General features: G+C 37.3%; 19 protein-coding genes. 18 read left to right on the top strand and 1 reads right to left on the bottom strand.

Features of this window, described 5'->3' with window-relative positions; all coding sequences use genetic code 11:
- Nucleotides 1-112 precede the first annotated feature (112 nt).
- The 12 genes from ACO1PF_RS01250 (at nt 113) to ACO1PF_RS01195 (ending at nt 13,635) form a co-directional block, all read left to right on the top strand.
- Nucleotides 113-1,483, top strand: a complete 1,371-nt coding sequence (locus tag ACO1PF_RS01250) for a patatin-like phospholipase family protein (protein WP_423189567.1) — start codon at nt 113-115, stop codon at nt 1,481-1,483.
- An 85-nt stretch (nt 1,484-1,568) separates the two neighbouring features.
- Nucleotides 1,569-2,186 carry a guanylate kinase gene (gene gmk / locus ACO1PF_RS01245; RefSeq protein WP_423189566.1) on the top strand — a complete coding sequence of 206 codons (618 nt, stop codon included), beginning with the start codon at nt 1,569-1,571 and terminating at the stop codon, nt 2,184-2,186.
- Nucleotides 2,187-2,402 carry a DNA-directed RNA polymerase subunit omega gene (gene rpoZ, locus ACO1PF_RS01240; RefSeq protein WP_423189565.1) on the top strand — a complete coding sequence of 72 codons (216 nt, stop codon included), beginning with the start codon at nt 2,187-2,189 and terminating at the stop codon, nt 2,400-2,402.
- A 146-nt stretch (nt 2,403-2,548) separates the two neighbouring features.
- Nucleotides 2,549-3,748, top strand: coding sequence for a bifunctional phosphopantothenoylcysteine decarboxylase/phosphopantothenate--cysteine ligase CoaBC (gene coaBC, locus ACO1PF_RS01235; protein WP_423189564.1), 1,200 nt, complete (start codon nt 2,549-2,551; stop codon nt 3,746-3,748).
- 13 nt (nt 3,749-3,761) lie between these two features.
- Nucleotides 3,762-6,176: a primosomal protein N' gene (gene priA, locus ACO1PF_RS01230; RefSeq protein WP_423189563.1), complete on the top strand. Its 2,415-nt coding sequence runs from the start codon at nt 3,762-3,764 to the stop codon at nt 6,174-6,176.
- A gap of 16 nt (nt 6,177-6,192) precedes the next feature.
- A complete protein-coding gene (gene fmt / locus ACO1PF_RS01225) occupies nt 6,193-7,155 on the top strand; it encodes a methionyl-tRNA formyltransferase (protein WP_423189562.1) in 963 nt (320 codons plus the stop codon).
- Complete coding sequence (gene rsmB, locus ACO1PF_RS01220) at nt 7,130-8,479, top strand: 16S rRNA (cytosine(967)-C(5))-methyltransferase RsmB (protein WP_423189561.1); 1,350 nt, start codon at nt 7,130-7,132, stop codon at nt 8,477-8,479. The genes fmt and rsmB overlap by 26 nt, the downstream gene beginning before the upstream one ends.
- Before the next feature lie 90 nt (nt 8,480-8,569).
- Nucleotides 8,570-9,328 carry a Stp1/IreP family PP2C-type Ser/Thr phosphatase gene (locus ACO1PF_RS01215; RefSeq protein WP_423190478.1) on the top strand — a complete coding sequence of 253 codons (759 nt, stop codon included), beginning with the start codon at nt 8,570-8,572 and terminating at the stop codon, nt 9,326-9,328.
- A complete protein-coding gene (gene pknB, locus ACO1PF_RS01210; protein WP_423189560.1) occupies nt 9,329-11,371 on the top strand; it encodes a Stk1 family PASTA domain-containing Ser/Thr kinase in 2,043 nt (680 codons plus the stop codon).
- A 23-nt stretch (nt 11,372-11,394) separates the two neighbouring features.
- The gene (gene rsgA / locus ACO1PF_RS01205) at nt 11,395-12,309 is read left to right on the top strand and encodes a ribosome small subunit-dependent GTPase A (RefSeq protein ID WP_423189559.1); all 915 of its coding nucleotides are present in this window, start codon (nt 11,395-11,397) and stop codon (nt 12,307-12,309) included.
- Complete coding sequence (gene rpe, locus ACO1PF_RS01200; RefSeq protein ID WP_423189558.1) at nt 12,309-12,968, top strand: ribulose-phosphate 3-epimerase; 660 nt, start codon at nt 12,309-12,311, stop codon at nt 12,966-12,968. The genes rsgA and rpe overlap by 1 nt, the downstream gene beginning before the upstream one ends.
- Nucleotides 12,961-13,635, top strand: coding sequence for a thiamine diphosphokinase (locus ACO1PF_RS01195; protein ID WP_423189557.1), 675 nt, complete (start codon nt 12,961-12,963; stop codon nt 13,633-13,635). Before rpe ends, ACO1PF_RS01195 begins: the two co-directional genes overlap by 8 nt.
- 34 nt (nt 13,636-13,669) lie before the next feature.
- Here the strand turns inward: ACO1PF_RS01195 and rpmB are convergent, their stop codons facing one another.
- Nucleotides 13,670-13,858 (bottom strand): 50S ribosomal protein L28, encoded by a 189-nt coding sequence (gene rpmB, locus ACO1PF_RS01190; RefSeq protein WP_071849359.1) that lies wholly within the window; start codon nt 13,856-13,858, stop codon nt 13,670-13,672.
- A gap of 376 nt (nt 13,859-14,234) precedes the next feature.
- On the opposite strand from rpmB, the gene ACO1PF_RS01185 reads away from it, so the two are divergent.
- The 6 genes from ACO1PF_RS01185 (at nt 14,235) to ACO1PF_RS01160 (ending at nt 21,101) form a co-directional block, all read left to right on the top strand.
- Entirely contained in the window at nt 14,235-14,600 is a 366-nt protein-coding gene (locus ACO1PF_RS01185; protein WP_423189556.1) for an Asp23/Gls24 family envelope stress response protein, read from the top strand.
- Between the two features lie 44 nt (nt 14,601-14,644).
- The gene (locus ACO1PF_RS01180) at nt 14,645-16,297 is read left to right on the top strand and encodes a DAK2 domain-containing protein (protein ID WP_423189555.1); all 1,653 of its coding nucleotides are present in this window, start codon (nt 14,645-14,647) and stop codon (nt 16,295-16,297) included.
- A gap of 85 nt (nt 16,298-16,382) precedes the next feature.
- Nucleotides 16,383-18,416 (top strand): ATP-dependent DNA helicase RecG, encoded by a 2,034-nt coding sequence (gene recG, locus ACO1PF_RS01175; RefSeq protein ID WP_423190477.1) that lies wholly within the window; start codon nt 16,383-16,385, stop codon nt 18,414-18,416.
- A gap of 25 nt (nt 18,417-18,441) precedes the next feature.
- Complete coding sequence (gene plsX, locus ACO1PF_RS01170; protein WP_423189554.1) at nt 18,442-19,443, top strand: phosphate acyltransferase PlsX; 1,002 nt, start codon at nt 18,442-18,444, stop codon at nt 19,441-19,443.
- 172 nt (nt 19,444-19,615) lie between these two features.
- Nucleotides 19,616-19,855: an acyl carrier protein gene (acpP, locus tag ACO1PF_RS01165; RefSeq protein ID WP_423189553.1), complete on the top strand. Its 240-nt coding sequence runs from the start codon at nt 19,616-19,618 to the stop codon at nt 19,853-19,855.
- Nucleotides 19,856-20,096: 241 nt separating this feature from the next.
- Nucleotides 20,097-21,101 carry an ABC transporter ATP-binding protein gene (locus ACO1PF_RS01160; RefSeq protein WP_423189552.1) on the top strand — a complete coding sequence of 335 codons (1,005 nt, stop codon included), beginning with the start codon at nt 20,097-20,099 and terminating at the stop codon, nt 21,099-21,101.
- The last annotated feature ends 1 nt before the right edge of the window (nt 21,102 follow it).

The raw sequence follows: 21,102 nt of genomic DNA, 5'->3' as shown, positions 1-21,102 counted from the left end.
GTGATTTTATTTTGTAGTCAAAATTTATTTTTCCGTTATAATAATGGTATACATATAAATGAGTTTTACAGCTATAAAATACCTTGTTTATTGCGGGGAGAGGTGAGTCGCTTTGAATTCAACATTTTTTCAAAAAGAAAACATGAGAAGAGCCATCGTTTTTGGAGGTGGTGGTGCGAGAGGTGCGTTCGAGATCGGTGTCTGGAAAGCGTTGGATGAACTGGATTATCACGCAGATATTGTAACAGGAACTTCCGTAGGAGCTTTAAATGGGGCACTTTATATCTTGGGTAATCAAGTGGAAGCAGAGGAAATGTGGAAAGAAATTGAAACCCAAGATATTTTAGGCTTTGAATCACCAATCGAGGTAGCCAATTTCGGAGATTACAGAAAAACGATATCAGATTTCATTGTTAAAATCATAAAAGAAAAAGGGTTGAGTACTAAACCCTTGGAAGAAATGATTATAAAATATATTGATGATGAACGTGAAATTCGCAGTAAAGATATTATTTTTGGCCTTTCTACAATCAATTATAAAACCAAAAGAGTTGAAAATTATTATCTAGAAGATATAGAAATGGGAAGATTAAAAGACTATTTGCTTGCCAGTGCCGCAATATATCCAGTTATGGAAAAATATTATATTGATGAGGTTCCTTATATTGACGGGGGATATAGAAATAACATACCTATAAATCTAGCTCTCAACAAAAAGCCCGATCAAATAGTGGTCGTGGATATTCACGGCCCTAGTATATTCAGACACGATCAACGAATACAGGATGTCGAATACGAATGGATCAAGACGAACTGGCCACTAGGGGATATGCTTCTTTTTGATAAACAGAGAACAGAGATCAATGTTTGTCTAGGTTATATGGAGACAATGAAAATAGCGAAAGCAACTGAATATACAGGTAATTGGTATACGTTTGATCCAAAACAGTACGCTAAAGAGAATACTGATTTTTATATTGTTTTACATCAATTACTGAACGGGCAGCGTTCCAATCTATTGTTTAAAGATATTGAAAAAGAAGAATACCAGCAGGAATTATTAAAAGAGTTATCAAAGAAATGGAAAAAAGTGGTAAACGAAGAGAATTTAATGTGGGCCGTTCTTGAAATGACAGGAAAAACATTTAAAATATCTCCGGATAAAAGGTATTCTATAAATGAATTTCAAGAAGTCATTAAAAACCGGGTGACCGAATTAATGGAAACTGAAAAAACTGAACCTATAAAAGCATTTGAACCTTCCTTCATATTGAGTAGGAAGGAATGGAGTAAAGAAATTTTTGAAGAGTTACCATTAATGTCAAATCGAAGAATGACCTTACAAATACTAAAGTGGCTCACAGATGATTCGATCTCTTGGGATCACCCGATTTTTAATATCATTATAAAAGCAAAGCCTTTGCCCATGATCTTAGCTCTATATTGCAAGTACTTATTCTCGAAAGAAGAAGATTTTTCTTGAAAAATTAATTTCATTTTCTTTTAATGATATGGTATAATTGGGGAATAAGTTTTTAGTGACAGTATGTGTTGGGAAGGAAGTTCAAATGGGAGATCGTGGTTTACTAATTGTGTTATCTGGACCTTCAGGCGTTGGTAAAGGGACAGTAAGAAAAGCTATTTTTGAAAATCATTCCAACAGCTTTGATTATTCTATATCTATGACGACTCGTTCTAAACGAGATGGCGAAGTAGAAGGCATTGATTATTTCTTTAGAACGAAAGAACAATTTGAGAAATTAATCGAAGAAGATGGTCTACTTGAATATGCCAATTACGTAGGTAATTATTATGGTACGCCTATGGAATATGTTAATAAGACATTAGACAAGGGAAGAGATGTCTTTTTAGAAATCGAAGTCCAAGGGGCATTAAAAGTTAGAAAAAAAATGCCGGAAGCTATTTTCATCTTTCTATCCCCGCCTGACCTGGAAGAACTGAATTCTCGTATCGTGAATCGTGGAACAGATAGTGATGAAATGATCGAAAAAAGAATGAAAAAAGCTACAGAAGAATTAAAACTGATTCAGTATTATGACTATGTGGTCGAAAATGACACAGTTGAAAATGCTGCACGAAAAATACGGAACATTATTGAGAGTGAGCATTTGAAAGTAACGAGAAACTTGAAAGAATATGCACATATAATAGAGGAGATGGAATAAATGTTATTATACCCTTCACAAGATGATTTGTTGGAAAAAATCGATTCAAAATATTCATTAGTAATTTTAGCAGCTAAGAGAGCTAGACAATTACATAATGGAGAAGCTACACCTATGTTAGAGGACTATAAAAGTGTTAAAAACGTTGGAAAATCTTTAGAAGAGATAATTTCTGGAGATTTGGTTATCGATCCTGACAGCATTGAAAAAAAATAAAAACCAACCTCTGTTCCATGTATTTTATAAGAGACTCTCTTTTAAAATACTAAGTGCAGAGGTTTTTTCTAGTAGGTAAAAAACGACAGATCGATAAAATAACATGAATAATTATTGATAATATATAGATGTATGAGGTGTGAAAAATGTTAAAAGGAAAAAAGGTTGCTTTGTACGTTACCGGAGGAATAGCCGTTTACAAAGTCGTAGATTTGATGAGAACATTAATTAAATTAGGAGCAGAAGTTCAAGTAGCTATGACGGAGTCTGCTATGCAATTTGTATCTCCCTTAACATTCCAGGTTTTAAGTAAAAAGTCTGTATATGTTGATGTCTTTACAGAAAACGATCCGGAACAGGTCAGCCATATTCATTTTGCAGATTGGGCAGATGTTGCCATCGTTGCCCCGCTCACAGCTAATACACTAGCCAAAATGGCGTATGGCATGGCAGATGATTTTGTTAGCACAGCCTTGTTGGCAACCACTTGTCCCATATTTACTATCCCGACAATGAATCATCATATGTTTGAGAATCAGGCAACCCAGGATAATATCGAAACATTGCGTGGGAGATCAGTATATGTCATGGATCCGGATGAAGGTTTTTTGGCTGAAGGTTATTCTGGAAAAGGGCGGTTTCCTGAACAATCACGTATCATCGATGAATTAGGCCTGTTTCTACGTCAGTCAAGCAGTGACCTGCCTCTTGAAGGGAAGTCTATAGTAGTCACTGCGGGAGGCACCAAAGAACGTATAGACCCAGTGCGTTTCATATCTAATGACTCATCAGGCAAAATGGGACATGCAGTCGCAGAGGCCGCCTGGGAAAAAGGCGCTCAAGTGACTCTGATTACTGCTAGTTCGTTGCCTGTTTCTTCAAATATTAGAGTTGAACGTGTGGAGTCGGCAAATGAAATGTATGAGGCGGTGTCAAAAGTATTCGATGCCAGTGATGCTTTGATTATGGCAGCGGCTGTATCTGATTACACACCGGAAACGAATTACAATCAAAAGATGAAAAAGCAAGAACACTTGATCTTGAAACTCAAAAAAACCCCCGATATTCTGAGTGAGATGGGCAAACGTAAACGTCCATCCCAGTGCCTTGTCGGTTTTGCTGCTGAAACGGAAAATCTGGCGGAGTACGCGAAAAAGAAATTAGTGGAAAAAAAGGTAGATTTGATCGTCGCTAATGAAGTCGGAAAAAGCGATCGAGGTTTCGATGTTGATGAAAATGAAGTGACCTTTATCAGTCACCAAAGTGATCCGCAGACAATTCAGCTGAAAGAGAAAAAAGAGATAGCCAAAGACATTATAGAATGGATCACAGAATTTATAAATTAAAAGGAGATGACACATGTCTCTAGTTGCAAATATCATAGTGGATGTCCCCACTTTACAGACAAACAAGCCATACTCGTATAGTATACCGGAAGAATTTTTAACGATCATTGAACCGGGTATGCGTGTGGTCGTTCCTTTTGGGAATGGATCGAGAAAAGTACAGGGATTTGTCGTTGGAATTATTGATCAGGAATCAACTGAAATGGAATTAAAAGCTATCGAGTCATTGATGGATAGTTACCCAGTTTTAACTCAAGAGTTGGTTAGCTTGGGTCAATATTTGTCACATCAGACCTTCAGTTTTCAAGTGAAGTGTTATCAAACCATGCTCCCTGCAGTGATGCGGGCTAAATACAGCAAAATAATCAGGATTGTGGATGAAATTCCAGAATCTTTTTTATGGGATGTCTTTAAAGGTAAAGATGAAATGAGTTGGGAAGAAGCTGAGAAACAGAACATTTTAAGCCAAATCATTCAGTTGGAAAAACAAGATAAAGTTGAAATTGAATATGATGTAAGTGATAGAGCAGCAGTGAAAAAAGTGAAAAAAGTAAAAGCGCTGCTTGGTTTTGAAGAGTATGAAGAAATAAAAGCAGAGATTCGATCAAATGCAAACAAGCAAAAGCTGTTCCTTGATATCCTGCAGTCTATGGATATAGCGTCTTCATTGTCTTACACAGAATTAAAAGAATGGGACGTTTCCTCTTCGACAGTTCAGGCAGGAGCGAAAAAGGGATGGTGTGAAGTTTTTGATGAAGAAGTATACCGAGATCCATTTGCTTCTACTGAATTTGAACAAACGAACGCCATGTCTTTGACGCTAGAGCAGACGGATGCCTTTGATAAAATAAATCAATCAATAAAAGACCACCATCATGACGTGTATCTTCTCAAAGGGGTCACTGGGAGTGGCAAAACAGAGGTCTATTTACAAACGATTGCTGAAGTCCTAGATGAAGGCAAAGGGGCGCTCATGCTTGTACCAGAGATTGCTTTGACACCTCAAATGGTCCACCGATTCAAGAGTCGATTTGGTGATCAAGTAGCTGTTTTACACAGTGGGTTATCTAAAGGCGAGAAGTACGATGAATGGCGTAAAATTGAAAAAGAAGAAGCCAAAGTCGTTGTCGGTGCCCGCTCGAGCATCTTTGCACCGTTAAAAAATATTGGTATCATTATAATTGATGAAGAACACGAAACGACTTACAAGCAAGAAGAATTCCCCAAATATCATGCGAGAGATGTCGCTATTTGGCGAGGGGAATACCATGCTTGTCCCGTTGTTTTAGGTAGTGCGACACCTTCTTTGGAATCACGCGCGCGTGCAACCAAAGGTGTTTATACTTTGTTGGAATTGAACAAGCGTGTGAACAATCATCCTATGCCAGAAGTGGATGTTATTGACATGAGAGACGAAGCAAAAAAAGGGAATCATTCAATATTTTCCGAATCACTACTAAAAGCTTTAGCTGATAGAATTGAGCGGAAAGAACAATCGGTGTTATTATTGAACAGACGAGGCTATTCTTCCTTCGTGATGTGCCGGGATTGTGGTTATGTACTGGAATGTCCTAACTGTGATATCTCTCAAACGCTGCACATGGATACCAAGACGATGAAATGTCATTATTGTGGGCATGAAGAAGGGATCCCCAAAAAATGTTCGAAGTGTGATAGCCGATCGATCCGATACTATGGGACCGGCACACAAAAAGTAGAAGAAGAACTCAAAACCTTGCTTCCACAATCAAGGATCATTCGTATGGATGTGGATACGACAAGGAAAAAAGGCGCGCACGAGAAATTGTTTAATAAATTTGAAAAAAAAGAAGCTGATATACTGCTTGGTACACAAATGATTGCTAAAGGTTTGGATTTTCCAGAAGTGACCTTAGTAGGCGTCATTAATGCAGATACGGCATTAGGCTTGCCCGACTTTCGGTCCGCAGAAAAAACGTTCCAGTTATTAACTCAGGTGAGTGGACGGTCCGGTCGGGGAGAAAAAGAAGGCAAAGTGATTGTTCAGTCTTACAATCCTGAGCATTATGCTATACAATACGCCAAAAAACATGATTATGATGCTTTTTATAAAAGAGAAATGCACCTAAGACATTTAAGTGAATATAGTCCGTATTACTTCCTGCTTAAAATTTCCGTGAGTCATGAAAACGAAATGACGGCCGCTAAAAAAATCAGTCAATATACTGATTATATTCGTCCGGCTTTATCTGACAGAGCGATTGTATTGGGGCCGACGCCAAAGTCTATTGCCCGGACGCACAACCGGTATCATTTTCAGGTTTTGATCAAGTATAAAGAAGAAGCTAAATTAACTCAAAAAATACATGACTTGTTACAGGACACACAGAAAGAACAGGCTAAAGGCATATTTATATCTATTGATTATCAGCCTTTAGATTTCATTTAGAAACGAGGAATAGCGAATGTATAAAGTGATTTTTATGGGAACACCAGCATTTTCAGTGCCTATTTTAGAAGCTTTAGCTAATAGTGATTTATGCGAAGTGAGCGCTGTTGTGACCCAGCCAGACAGAAAAGTCGGCAGAAAAAAACAGTTAACAGCCACGCCAGTCAAAGAAAAAGCAATGGAATATAACATTCCTGTTTTTCAACCTGAAAAACTGTCCGGAAGTGATGAACTGAAAGCAGTATTAGAGTTGAATCCTGATTTAGTAATTACAGCTGCATACGGACAATATGTACCAACGTCACTCCTGCATACGCCAAAATTCAAAGCCATTAATGTGCATGCATCATTGTTGCCTAAATATAGAGGTGCAGCACCGATCCATTATGCCTTGATCAATGGAGAAGCAGAAACGGGCGTGACGATAATGTATATGGAAAAAGAAATGGATGCAGGAGATATTATATCTCAGAGACATCTAACTATAGAAAATACCGATACAGTAGGGAGCTTATTTACGAAACTGAGTATATTAGGCAGGGATCTTTTGATGGATACATTACCGCATGTTTTTGACCGGGAGATCAAGCCAGAAAAACAAAATGAGTCAGAGGTTACCTACGCACCAATGATCAAGCCATCAGAAGAAAAAATAGAATGGTCACAATCAGCTGAACAAATAAGCAACAAAATCAGAGGGATGAACCCCTTTCCAGGAGCGTATACTTTTTTTAACGGTGAACGCTTTAAAATATGGAAAGCTGACACGCTAAAAGTAACTAACGATGAAAAACCTGGAACGATCATCAAGTTAAACAAGAATGAATGTATTGTAAAATGTGAGAACCAAACAGCTCTTTCGCTTAAAGAAGTTCAACCTTTTGGGAAACCCAAGATGCAGATAAAAGACTTCTTAGCAGGGGCACTAAATTATTTAGAAGAGGGAATGCGCTTTGACGAAAACAAACTTGAAAAATAGCAGCCGCTATATTGCGGTTACCATATTGGAAAAGATAGAAAAGAATCATTCGTTCAGCAATCTCTTGTTGAGTGAAGCAGTAAATAACCATCAGTTATCAGATAAAGATAGGGGACTATTGACAGAACTTGTTTATGGGGTCATTCAAAATAAACTGTTATTGGATTACCAGCTTGAACCGTTTATCAAACAACCCAAAAAAGTAGAGAATTGGGTTAAACAACTACTTCGTCTATCTTTGTACCAGATGACACAGCTTGATAAAGTTCCGACTCATGCGAGTGTGAATGAAGCCGTTCGTATTGCAAAAGCAAGAGGTCATAAAGGGATTTCCGGTTTTGTAAATGGCGTTCTAAGGAGTATTGACAGACAAGGGGTTCGTTCTCCAGAAGATATCACTGATCCGGTGACTTATCTTTCAATCAAACACAGTTACCCAAAATGGATAATTGAACTATTAATTGAAGAAGTTGGAAAAGAAGAAACTGAAAAAATTGCCCAGTCCTTATCCAAACGAGCTAAAGTAAGTCTGCGTGTCAATACAACAATGAAGGCTATGGATGACGTCATCGAACAACTGGGTCAAGAAGGGTTCAAAGTAAGAAAAAGTGAAATAGCAAAAGATGGATTGATTTGTGAAAATGGCTTACCTGTGCAATCTGATTTGTTTGAAAAAGGGATCATAACTGTTCAGGATGAGAGTTCCATGCTTGTAGCAGAAGCTATGCAAATTGATGGATCGGATAGAATACTAGACGCGTGTGCTGCTCCTGGTGGAAAAACGACACATATGGCCACTTATTTAAATGAATCAGAAGGGGCTATTGTGGCAGTTGATTTACACGAAAATAAGTTGGGGAAAATACATGAGAATGCTGAGCGTTTAGGTGTTTCTGGGCTTATTGAAACCAAAGTATTAGATGCTAGAAAAAGCACGGAAGTATTTGCAAGTCAAACGTTTGATAAGATACTCGTGGATGCCCCTTGTTCGGGTCTGGGTCTTATGAGGCGAAAACCGGACATTAGGTATCAAAAATCGATTGAGGATGTCTTTTCACTACAAAAAGTACAATTAGATATATTAAACAATGTTGCTCCCCTATTGAAAAAAGGTGGACGATTGCTCTACAGCACCTGTACAATTACATTAAAAGAAAACAATGAAGTGATTGAAAGTTTTTTGCGAGATAATACTGATTTTAAAGTTGAACCTGTCTATACCCATAAAGGGGTCGTGCAACTTTCTAAAGAAGGGTATGTTAATTTGTACCCTCACTATTTTGATACTGACGGATTTTTCATAGCCAGTCTAATTAAACAGTAATAAACGAAAGTGGAAACGGATGATGGAATGTCTTTCGTTTTCACCTTTACATAGTAGTTATTAATAATAGTTAAGCAGGAGTGAGTAAAACTGGATATTTTTAAGAAGACACTTATTGGTAAGCGTTCAAGTAATCAAGATTACGTTGAGACATTTTTAAATAAAGAAAACCAACTGATAGCTGTTTTATGCGATGGCATGGGTGGTCATAAAGCGGGCGATATTGCAAGTGAAATGGCCGTTCTACAAATAGGTAACCACTGGTTAGAAACATCTTTTAGGGACAGTGACGAAGCAATAAAGTGGCTCGATCAGCATATAAATTTAGAAAATCAAAGAATATATAGAGTAGCTAAGTCATACAATGACTTAGACGGAATGGGAACGACCATTGTCGCGGCTGCTTATATAAATAATGAAATTATCGTTGGTAACGTTGGAGATAGTCGAGCGTATCACTTTAGTCGGAAAGAATTGACATTGCTCACTGAAGATCATACATTCGCGAACGAGCTGAGACTTAAAGGTGAAATTTCGGAAGAGGAAGCAAAAAATCACCGTCAACGACACACATTGACACGTTCGTTAGGTGTTTTCAATAAAGTTGAAATTGACTTTTTCGTTTTTGAAAAAGCCGATGATTCGATTCTCATGTTGTGTTCAGATGGACTTTCAAACGGAGTGGAAAACGATTTGATAAGTAGTATTTTAACAAGCAAGCGTTCCATAAATGACAGAGGCAATATACTGATCGAGAACGCGTTACGGAATGGATCCACAGATAATATTACGGTTTGTTTAATGGATAACAACTTTAATGCGAATAGTGAAGGAAAGGAGGGTAAATAGATGAAAGTCGGTGAAAGAATAAGTAATCGCTATAAACTTATTAGAGAAATAGGTTCAGGCGGGATGGCTAAAGTTTTTTTAGCGGAAGATCTAATCCTGGAACGTCAAGTCGCTGTCAAGCTGATGGCTTACAATTTCCACGAGGATGAGGCTAGTATCCGGAGGTTTAAAAGAGAAGCGTTATCTACAACAGAGTTACTCCATGCAAATATAGTTGATGTGGTCGATGTTGGAGAAGATGAAACGCCTTATATTGTGATGGAATACGTTGAAGGCTATGATTTAAAGGAATACATTAAAGAGCATAAACCCATTCCATATAAAAAAACCGTGAAAATCATGAACCAAATCCTAGAAGCTGTGGAATATGCACACAGACACAATATCATTCACAGAGATCTTAAACCTCAAAATGTTTTAATTGACCACGACGAAACAGTTAAAATTACTGATTTTGGTATAGCTGTAGCTTTGTCTGAAAACTCAATTACACAAACAAATTCGCTTCTAGGTTCTGTGCATTATATCTCGCCAGAACAGGCTAGAGGTAGTATGGCCACTAAACAGTCGGATATCTATTCGCTTGGTATATTGTTATATGAACTGCTCACAGGAGATGTTCCTTTTGACGGAGAATCGGCTGTATCTATTGCCCTTAAACATTTCCAGAATGAAATGCCTTCGCTTAGAGAAAAAGATTCCTCGTTGCCTCAAGCGCTGGAAAATGTCGTTTTAAAAGCAACTGCAAAAGACCCGATACATCGCTATCAATCGGTATATCAAATGAAAGAGGATTTAAAAAAAGCTCTTTTACCAAGTCGAGCTGATGAAGATAAATTCGTTCCTGCAGATATTGTTGATGATAAAACGCGAGTGATCACACCCATAGCAACACCTGAAGCATCTGAAAATCCATCATCTACAGCTAAGGAAAAGAATGGAAATTCAAAAAATAATACTAACCGATCAGAATCGGCTAAATCGAGCAAACGGAAAAAAATACTGTTGATGATTATTGCCGTTCTTATTGTGTCAGTAATGGGTATTTTGTTTTTCATCTTGACCCAGCCTAAAGAAGTACAGGTGCCTGATCTTCAAGGAATGACGATTGAAGAAGCAGAAAGTGAATTAGTGAATCTCAACCTGAGTTTAGGGGAAACGATTGAACAGAATCATGAAGAAATTGGGACAGGTCTAATTATACGAACGAACCCTAACGCAAACTCTGTTTTAAGAGAAGCTGGTGCAGTAAATTTATATATTAGTCTCGGTAAAACACCCGTAACAATCGATAGCTATGAAGAAAAAGTGTACGAAGATGTCCGAGCTGAATTGACAGAGTTAGGTTTTACTGTAGAAAGAGAAGATGAGAACGACGATGCTGTACCAGAGGGACATATTGTTTCTCAAAGCATTGAACCAGGGGAAGAAGTTATTCCCAGCGATACAACTATTGTATTAACTGTAAGCGAAGGGCCAGCAGGGCACAATTTAATTAATCTAACGGGGTATTCTCCAGAAGGTGTGGAAAGATACGCCGATGATTATAATCTATCTGTAACGATAACGCGTGAACCTCACGGGACGATTCCCGAAGGGCAAGTCGCAAGTCAGTCTCCCGAACCGGGATCGGTCGTATACAACGGATCACGTATTTCTGTTGTCTTCTCTACAGGACCAGAAGAACCAGAATTTGTATCATTCTTTAAAGAAATAATTATTGAATATGTCGATACCCAAGATGATGCTGAAACCGATGCTGAAACGGATGAAGAAGAGCCTATAGATGAAGAAAAGTCTGCAGATGAAGAAGGCGAACCTGAACCTGAACCAGAAGAGGCAGAAAGTGAACCAAATATAATTGAAATATATGTAAATGATGCTGAAAACTCGTTTGATGACGTTTACCGTGAGTTTGATATCCATGAAGATACTTCAGAAGTTATTTCTTTTAGTATTGAAGAGGGGAACAAAGCGAGTTATCGCGTTGTACGAAACGGAGAAGTTATTATGGAAGAATCAGATATTTCTCCAAATGACTAGATGATTAGAGAGGATGAAACGGCTTGAATAAAGGTCAGATCATTAAAGCTTTAAGTGGTTTTTACTATATTAAAACGGCTGAAGGAACAATTTATCAGACACGTGCACGGGGCATCTTTCGCAAGAAAAAAATCACGCCTTTAGTTGGGGATTATGTTGAATTTAGCTACGGTACGGAGAAAGAAGGAAGTTTGGAAAATATTTTTCCGAGGAAAAACGAGTTGGATAGACCTGCCGTGTCAAATGTTGATTTAGGTATCGTCGTCATGTCTATCAATAGCCCTGATTTTTCTTCGTCCTTACTAGACCGGTTTCTCGTGTCATTAGAATACAGAGATATTGTCCCTCTTATTTATGTGACCAAAACAGATATCGCTACCGAAGCGGATTATATTCAAACTAAAGTAATGTGTGAAGACTATAGAAAAATAGGGTACACAGTTATTTTACCTGAGCATAAAAAAGAAATGGAAGCCAACGATGTTAAAGCGAGCTTGCAGTCTTATGTAGAGGATAAAACCGTTGTCTTCATAGGACAATCTGGTGCGGGTAAATCCACATTATTAAATAAGATCGATCCGGAATTAAATATTAAGACGGCAATTACTTCTAAATCACTTGGAAGAGGGAAACATACCACACGGCACGTAGAACTTATTTCTGTAATGGGAAGCCTCATAGCAGACACGCCGGGTTTCAGTGCAATCCAATTTGATGAAATAACTGAACAGGAATTAAGTGAATGCTTTCCCGAAATGTGGGAAGAAGGTAAAAAGTGTCGCTTCAGTAGCTGCATTCATCTTAATGAGCCGAATTGTGCTGTTAAAGAAGCAGTCAAAAATGGCGAGATAACAGAGTACAGATACAAAAACTATTTATCCTTACTAGAAGAAATTAAAAACAGAAAACCACGTTATGGAAAGAAAGGGGAAAAATAATGAAAATTGCACCTTCGATATTAAGTGCTGATTTTGCTAATTTAAAAGAAGATATCATCAAAGCTCAAGAAGGTGGGGCGGATTGGATCCATGTCGATTCAATGGATGGTCACTTTGTTCCAAATTTAACTTTTGGATCTATTGTAGTCAAAGCCATTCGACCACATACACATTTGCCCATTGATTGTCATCTAATGGTAGAAAATCCTGATTACTATATTCAAGAATTTGCCGAGGCAGGAGCGGATTATATCTCTGTTCATTTGGAGAGTACACCCCATGTACATCGCGCTCTACAATTAATCAGAAGTTTTGACGTCAAAGCAGGTATCGTTCTAAATCCAGCTACACCTGTCAGTCTTTTAGAGGATATTATTCATATGGTAGATATGGTGCTAGTTATGACCGTAAATCCAGGATATGGCGGTCAATCGTTTATTCCTGAAACACTTAATAAAATAAAAATGTTGGATAAATGGAAAAAAGAAAAAGGTTTTGACTTTCTAATTGAAGTAGATGGTGGAATCAACCCGACCACAATAAAAGCTTGTGCTGAAGCCGGTGCTGAGGTTTGTGTTGCGGGATCTTATGTGTTTGATTCATCCAATCCTAAAGAACGCATTGAAGCATTAAAGCATGCGGTGAGAGATAGTGACTAAGACCGCACACATTGTCCTTGGAGCGCCCACAGATAATGCAGTATTCCCATCTCCCCGGACAGAAGATATTGTGATAGGCGTTGACAGAGGTGCTATCGAATGTTTATCTAGAGGCATAACTGTGACCACGGCTGTGGGGGATTTTGATTCTATATCGACTGAAGAAAAAGCTAATTTGAAAGCATCTGCCGATTCTTATATCGAGCACGATGCTGATAAAGATGACACAGATGCAGAGATTGCTTTGAGTTTGGCAGTTAAAGACGAAACGGTCAGTCAAATTTCGGTGTACAATTGGTCAGGTGGAAGACTAGATCATTTATTGAGCATACTGTATATGGTTTATCAGCCGCGCTTTATTGATAGGATCGGTTCGATCAAACTTATTAATGAAACAAATACAATAAATTTTTATCATCCAGGCGATTACACTATAGTGAAAGAAGAGTCAAAGACGTATCTTTCTTTCGTAGGCATGACCGCTATAGAAAAGCTGACTTTAAAGAAAGTAAAATATCCCTTGGATAACAAATCCTATCACTATCCAGTAGCGTTGGTAAGCAACGAATTTTTAAAAGAAGAATGTCGTTTTTCTTTTGAAAAAGGAATTTTAGCGGTTATTCAAAGTGGAGATAAACAAAAAGAACGGATATCGATAAGAGATTAAAACCTCTTAATTGATATCCGTTCTTTTATCGTTTTTAAACGCGTTCAACTTTACCTGATTTTAAAGCGCGAGCTGAAACCCAAACTTTTTTAGGTTTACCATCAACCATGATACGAACTTTTTGCAAATTCGCACTGAAGGTACGTTTAGATTTGTTATTAGCGTGAGAAACATTATTTCCGCTTCTAGCTTTACGTCCAGTTACAAAACATACTTTAGCCATTTTTTCTCCTCCTTCGTGCTTAGCTTTAACTAATAAAAGCTAACTCATACTTATATAAAATAGCATATTTGAGAGGATGAAGCAAGTGTTTTTTGAAAAAGAAGCAAGTGATTTACCTTTACAGAACATGAACCAGAAAGATGAAATCGGTATCTTTCGGCGATAAACAGTAAAACTCCCTATAAAAGTATTGTATTACAGTGTATACTGATGAAGTGTAATAAAAATCAAAGCTTTTAGTTCCAGATGTTAATGAGCATAAAGATAAGATGTTACGCCGTCTTTTTTTATTGCGTACAATATGCTAAAATATGTTTGAATATCAAAGGAAAAAATGACAGATAATTATTTTTGCTAATTGAAAGGAGATTGAGGTATGAGCATTCAAATGAGTACAGATTATGGAAAGATAGAAATGTCCAGTGATGTGATTTCTACAGTAGTCGGTGGTGCTGCAACTGAAATATTTGGTATAGTTGGGATGGCAAGTCGTAATCAAGTACGCGACGGGATCAATGAAATATTAAATAGAGATAATTACTCTAAAGGTGTTATTGTAAGACAAGAAGACAAAGATATAGCCGTTGATGTATATATTATTGTAAGCTATGGAACAAAGATTACTGAAGTATCTAAGAATGTACAAGAAAGAGTTGGATACCAACTTGAACACGACCTAGGGATAAAAGCTAGCTCTGTAAATGTGTTTGTCCAAGGCGTCAGAGTTAAAAAAGATTTGTAAGCCAACGTCACGTTTTTTAAGTGACAAAGGAGGATAATGGAAAAGTGGATGTAAATAGTTTAAAAGCGAAAAAGTTTAGAGAAATGGTGACTGTTGGCAGACAGCGCTTGGAAGAACATACAGATTACGTTAACTCCTTGAATGTCTTTCCTGTACCAGATGGAGACACAGGGACAAATATGAATCTTTCTTTCACTAGTGGGTCCAATGCAGTAAAAGAGTCTTCTAGCGAAAAAATGGGAGAAATTACCCAAGCGTTAGCTAAAGGACTACTGATGGGTGCGAGAGGGAACTCAGGCGTTATTTTGTCTCAATTGTTTAGAGGCTTTGCAAAGGCCTTAGAAGGAAAAGATGAAGTTAATGCAGCAGATCTCGCTCAAGCTTTTCAAGGCGGTGTAGAAACAGCTTACAACGCAGTAATGAAGCCTGTCGAAGGCACGATTTTAACAGTGGCCAGACAATCGGCTAAAGCTGGTTTGAAAAAAGCAGAAGAAACTGATGATATTATAGAATTAATGGAAACAGTGTTAAATGCTGCCAAACGTTCACTCAAAAAAACCCCTGACTTGTTACCTATCTTAAAAGAGGTGGGTGTTGTCGACAGTGGTGGTCAAGGCCTCGTTTATATTTATGAAGGGTTTTTATCTTCATTGACAGGAGAAGCGCCTGTTGAGGAAGAAAACCATAACTTGGAAGAAATGGTTCGAGCTGAGCATCACAGAAGTGGCGTCCACGAATCCGTGAACACTCAGGATATTACTTATGGCTATTGTACTGAAATAATGGTGCATATTGGAGAAGGCGAAACAGTTGAAAAAGAATTTGATTATGACGAGTTTCGTAATTATTTAAATGAGCTAGGCGATTCCTTACTTGTTGTTGCTGATGAAGAGATCATTAAAGTTCATGTTCATACAGAACGACCTGGTGAAGTTATGAATTATGGTCAAAAATTTGGATCATTGATGAAAATCAAAGTGGATAATATGCGCGAACAGCATTCTGCATTGTCCGAAGATAAAGCTAAAAAAGTTGAAGAAAAAGACTTTGCTGTTGTTGCTATTGCTGCAGGAGAAGGACTCAAGGAATTGTTTGAAAGTTTGGGTGTTGATTGTGTTTTACAGGGCGGTCAAACGATGAATCCAAGCACTGAAGATATTGTGAAAGCGATGGAAAGTGTTCCAGCAAAACAATATATTGTCTTGCCAAACAACAAAAACATATTTATGGCTGCTGAGCAGGCAACTAAAGTCATCGCTGCCGAAGCTGCAGTAGTGCCGACCCGAACGATTCAGCAAGGCTTAACGGCAATGCTAGGTTATAACCCTACTCAAGATCTTGAAGCAAATAGTGAAGCTATGACTGATGAAATAGAATTAGTTAAGTCTGGTCAAGTGACCTTCGCTGTAAGAAATACTGAGTTAAATGGTTTAACCATCAAAAAAGATGACTATATGGGTATTATTGACGGAGATATCAAAGTAACTGCTCCCGAGCTCTTTAATGTCACGTTAGAAACGATTAAAGCTATGCTGGATGACGAAAGTGAAATCGTGACAGTGTTTATCGGTGAAGATGGTTCTGTAGAAGAGACGGATAAATTAGCCGAATTCATGGAACAGAATTATCCTGATATCGAAATAGAAATACATCAAGGTGGACAACCTGTATACCCTTATTTAATTTCCGTAGAATAAAAGGAGAGGAATAGAGAAACGACTTATTATTCTGTTGTTTCCTCTATTCTTCTTTATTTTAAACAGAAAGGAGGAGACCATGACACTGTCTATTCTAGATTCGGTGGCCGTATTAAAAGGTGTAGGGGAAAAAAGAGTCGAAGCTCTGAATGAGTTAGGGATTCATTCTATTATTGATTTATTGACCTATTATCCTTTTCGGTTTGAAGATTTAACAGTGAAATCAATAGAAGATATTGAAGACAATGAAAAGGTCGTGCTTGAAGGCGTGGCGATATCTGACGGTGTTGTTTCTCATTTTGGAAGAAAAAGAAATCGGTTAACGTTTCGAATGAATTGTGACCATGTCATTGTCTCTGTCACTTTCTTTAATCAACCCTATCTAAAAAAGCAGGTTGAAGCGGGTAAAGAGATCAAAGTGTTTGGGAAATGGGACGGCGTTAGAAAACAATTAAGTGGAATGAAGATCCTATCAACTGATCTGTCAAATAACAGAGAAGCTATTTACCATTCTTCCAAAAAAATCAGACAATCAACGATATTCAATTTAATTGATGCGGCTTGGAAGTTATACCATGAAGTGTTACCTGAGGATTTGCCTCAGGTGATACTTGATAACCACCATTTATTGTCGCGCAAAGATATGATATACCGCATGCATTTTCCAAATGATGGTACAGAATTAGAAGAAGCACGGCACTCTGTGATCTTTAGAGAGTTTTTCATTTATCAATTAAAAATGGCCTGGATGAAAAAACAGACAAAACTAGCGCAAAATGGTTCAACCATTGACTATGATGTGGCACAATTAAAGTTGTTTTTTGATTCCCTACCCTACGAGTTAACACAAGCTCAAAAAAGAGTAGTGAACGAAGTATGTAAAGACTTGAAAATTCCAGGTCAAATGTTTAGGCTTCTTCAGGGGGATGTGGGGAGTGGCAAAACTGTGGTAGCAGCTTCAGCTATTTTAGCGGCCAAAACTGCAGGCAAGCAGTCTGCATTAATGGCGCCAACTGAAATCTTAGCTACGCAGCATAAACAGTCTTTAGATGAAATGTTTGAGAAAACAGAGATCAAAGTAGCTTTATTAACTGGGTCAACTAAACGAAAAAAGCGAGAAATGATATTGGAAGAATTAAAAACCGGAGAACTTGATTGTATAATAGGTACACATGCGCTTATTCAAGATGACGTTGAGTTTCAGTCACTGGGTTTAGTCATTACAGATGAACAGCATCGATTTGGAGTGAATCAGAGAAAAACGTTAAGAGAAAAAGGTTTTAATCCAGATGTTTTATTCATGACAGCGACTCCTATCCCCCGGACGCTCTCTATCACAGCGTATGGGGAGATGGATGTTTCAATCATTGACGAAATGCCAATAGGCCGAAAACCTATATCAACCTATTGGATCAGGCCTAAACATTTCGATAGGATGACAAGCTTCTTGAAAAAGGAATTAGCCAAAGGGAATCAAGTGTATATAATAAGTCCTTTGATCGAAGAATCAGAGATGTTGGATCTGGAGAATGTGACAGCACTCTACCAAACATATAAAGAAATTTTAGGTGATCGATATACAGTAGGACTTCTCCACGGTAGATTGAACCCATCTGAAAAAGAGACGACTATGGAAGCTTTTCAAAAAAATGAGATTCAAGTCTTAGTCTCGACGACAGTTATTGAAGTGGGCGTAAACGTGCCTAATGCCACATTAATGATTATTCATGATGCTGATCGTTTTGGTTTAGCGCAGCTCCATCAATTAAGAGGAAGAGTGGGTCGAGGAGACCAGGAATCGTATTGTATCCTTATTGCAGATCCTAAAGGCGAAAAAGGAGCAGAGCGTATGCAGATCATAACTGAAACGTCAGACGGATTTGTTTTGAGCCAAAGAGACCTAGAAATGCGTGGACCGGGAGACGTTTTTGGAAAAAAACAATCAGGACTCCCAGAATTTAAAGTAGCTGATATAGTTGAAGATTTTGACATATTGGAAGAAGCTAGAGCCGTGGCGCAAAATTTAATTCAATCCACAGAATTTTATGCGCATGAAGAGTACAAATTCCTGAGAGAAAGTTTAGGGATTCATTCAAATAGTGAAATGATTTTAGATTAGTATAGATACAGAGGAGGACAAAAAAATGAGAATAGCTGTAGATGCTATGGGTGGCGACAATGCTCCAGGAGAAATTGTCAAAGGGTGTGTCAAAGCGGCCCGTGAATTTAGTGATGTCACACTAGTTTTATATGGTAAAGAAGACCTCATTCGTCAAGAATTGGATGCAAGTTTAACAAATATTGAAATTGTGCATACCGATGAAAAGATATTAAGCGAAGATGATCCTGTTCGATCAGTAAGAACAAAAAAAGAAGCATCAATGGTTAAAGCAGCAGTTTCAGTGAAGAATGGTGAAAATCATGCCTTATTTTCTGCTGGAAACACAGGGGCCTTGCTGGCGGCTGGGACATTATTGATAGGAAGAATGAAAGGCGTCGATCGACCAGGATTACTTGCAACGTTCCCTTCTCTTTCCGACAAGAGATTATTATTCCATGTTATAGATGTTGGAGCCAATGCCGACTCCAAACCAATTAATATCAACCAATATGCTACTTTGGGGTCGCAGTATGCCAAGCACGTTCATGGAATCGATTCCCCAACAGTAGGGTTATTAAATAATGGTACGGAAGAAAATAAAGGGAATATTCTTACAAAAGATGCTTACCAACTACTTAAAGAGAACAAATCGATCAATTTTATCGGCAATGTTGAGGCAAGAGAGCTATTGAATGGTGTAGCAGATGTCGTAGTAACAGATGGCTTTACAGGTAATGCCGTCTTGAAAACGATTGAAGGGACAGCAATGTCAATGATGAGCGTTTTGAAGGACTCTATTTATAACAATGGGATAAAAGCAAAAGTAGGAGGGCTATTACTCAAAGATAGCTTGAAAAGTATGAAAGATTTATTGGATTATTCTAAGTATGGTGGAGCTGTATTATTTGGATTAAAAGCTCCAGTGATAAAAACACATGGATCTGCAACTGAAGAACCTGTTTATCATACTATTCGTCAAATTAGAGAGATGTTACAATCACAATTGCTTGAAGAATTGATCGAATATTTTGAAAAAAACGAGTGAATGGCAATAGGTATGACAAAAAAATAATGTTCAAATAAGATTTTTGCTCAAAAAGATGGAAATTACAAAAAGAATACGATACAATTAAATTTGTGAATCAAATGATAATTTGGTAATAATATTATTATAAAAACATAACAGATGACTATTAATATTAAAGGAGCGATTAAAATTGACAGAACAAGAAGTTTTTGACAAAGTTCAAGCAATCATAGTCGAAAGATTGGGTGTCGACGAAGATAAGATTACAAGAGAAACGTCCTTTAAAGATGATCTCGGAGCAGACTCATTAGATGTTGTGGAACTCGTTATGGAAATGGAAGATACGTTTAGCAGAGAAATTTCGGATGAAGATGCTGAACAAATTACAACAGTTGGAAAAGCGGTAGATTACATATATTCAAATCTATAAAAAAATGATAGTTGAAGAAATTTGATTATTATAATATAATTAGAAGAAGATGATAATTTAAAGCTTTAAATTTTAACCAATTGTTATAATATGAAAAAAAAGCATTGATATATTAAGAAATACAGTGTATAATTCTGTTTATATTATTAAGCTTTTGATTAGAAACAGATGAAAGTTTAATAATCTTCTTTAGAAAAGTTATAAATTATTTTTAAAGAAGGATAGCATAGGAGGTAAAGTAGTGGCCATCGAACGTAGTTTGTTAGAGATCAACAACTTGGAAACTGGGTTTCGTTTTGGTGATGTATATCATAACGCAGTAGATGATGTTTCATTAACATTAGAAAACAATGAAATTTTAGCAATTGTTGGTGAATCCGGATGTGGAAAATCAACTCTGGCTACATCTATTATGGGATTACACGATCCAAAAAATACTCAAATCAAAGGTGAAGTAATTTATAAAGATTTAAATTTACTCGATTTAAATGAAAAGTTGTATAACCGTATTAGAGGAAATGATATTGGAATGATTTTCCAAGATCCATTGGGTTCATTAAATCCATTGATGACCATTTTTAATCAGATTTCTGAATCATTAGAATATCATTCTGATTTAAACGATCAACAGAGAAAAGATCGAGTTTTAGAATTACTCAATCAAGTCGGAATTCCTAGACCTGAATATATCATGAAAAATTATCCACATGAATTGTCGGGTGGAATGAGACAAAGGGTAGTTATTGCGATAGCTTTAGCTAACAAACCACCAGTTATTATTGCTGATGAACCAACGACAGCATTAGATGTTACAATTCAGGCTCAAATATTGGACTTGATGGTGGATATTCAAGATGAAACAGGATCTGGGATTATTTTAATCACACACGACTTGGGTGTTGTTGCAGAAACAGCAGATAGAGTAGCTGTAATGTATGCAGGACAAATTGTTGAAGAAGCATCAGTAGAGGAATTGTTTGCCAATCCTAAACATCCTTATACTCGTTCATTGTTAAATTCGATTCCACATGAACTTGATGATGATGATGATGAACTTCATGTTATACATGGGACTGTTCCATCATTACAACATTTACCAAGAAAAGGGTGCCGTTTTGCTCCACGTATTCCGTGGATTTCAGAAGAAGCACATGAAGAAAATCCAGTTTTACATGAAATTAGTCCTAACCACAAAGTGAGATGCACATGCTGGAAACACTTCCACTTTGAAGGGGAGGAAAAATAAA

The sequence above is a fragment of the Alkalibacterium sp. f15 genome (assembly GCF_049389645.1).
GTDB lineage: Bacteria > Bacillota > Bacilli > Lactobacillales > Carnobacteriaceae_A > Alkalibacterium.
The sequence above is the reverse complement of the archived record's forward strand: the minus strand, read 5'-3'. Positions and strand labels throughout refer to the sequence as shown.

Bases quoted from the DNA above. Each gene is read 5' to 3' on its own strand.
- gmk (WP_423189566.1), top strand. From the start codon at position 1,569: ATGGGAGATCGTGGTTTACTAATTGTGTTATCTGGACCTTCAGGCGTT.
- rpoZ (WP_423189565.1), top strand. From the start codon at position 2,187: ATGTTATTATACCCTTCACAAGATGATTTGTTGGAAAAAATCGATTCA.
- coaBC (WP_423189564.1), top strand. From the start codon at position 2,549: ATGTTAAAAGGAAAAAAGGTTGCTTTGTACGTTACCGGAGGAATAGCC.
- priA (WP_423189563.1), top strand. From the start codon at position 3,762: ATGTCTCTAGTTGCAAATATCATAGTGGATGTCCCCACTTTACAGACA.
- fmt (WP_423189562.1), top strand. From the start codon at position 6,193: ATGTATAAAGTGATTTTTATGGGAACACCAGCATTTTCAGTGCCTATT.
- pknB (WP_423189560.1), top strand. From the start codon at position 9,329: ATGAAAGTCGGTGAAAGAATAAGTAATCGCTATAAACTTATTAGAGAA.
- rpe (WP_423189558.1), top strand. From the start codon at position 12,309: ATGAAAATTGCACCTTCGATATTAAGTGCTGATTTTGCTAATTTAAAA.
- rpmB (WP_071849359.1), bottom strand. From the start codon at position 13,858: ATGGCTAAAGTATGTTTTGTAACTGGACGTAAAGCTAGAAGCGGAAAT.
- ACO1PF_RS01185 (WP_423189556.1), top strand. From the start codon at position 14,235: ATGAGCATTCAAATGAGTACAGATTATGGAAAGATAGAAATGTCCAGT.
- plsX (WP_423189554.1), top strand. From the start codon at position 18,442: ATGAGAATAGCTGTAGATGCTATGGGTGGCGACAATGCTCCAGGAGAA.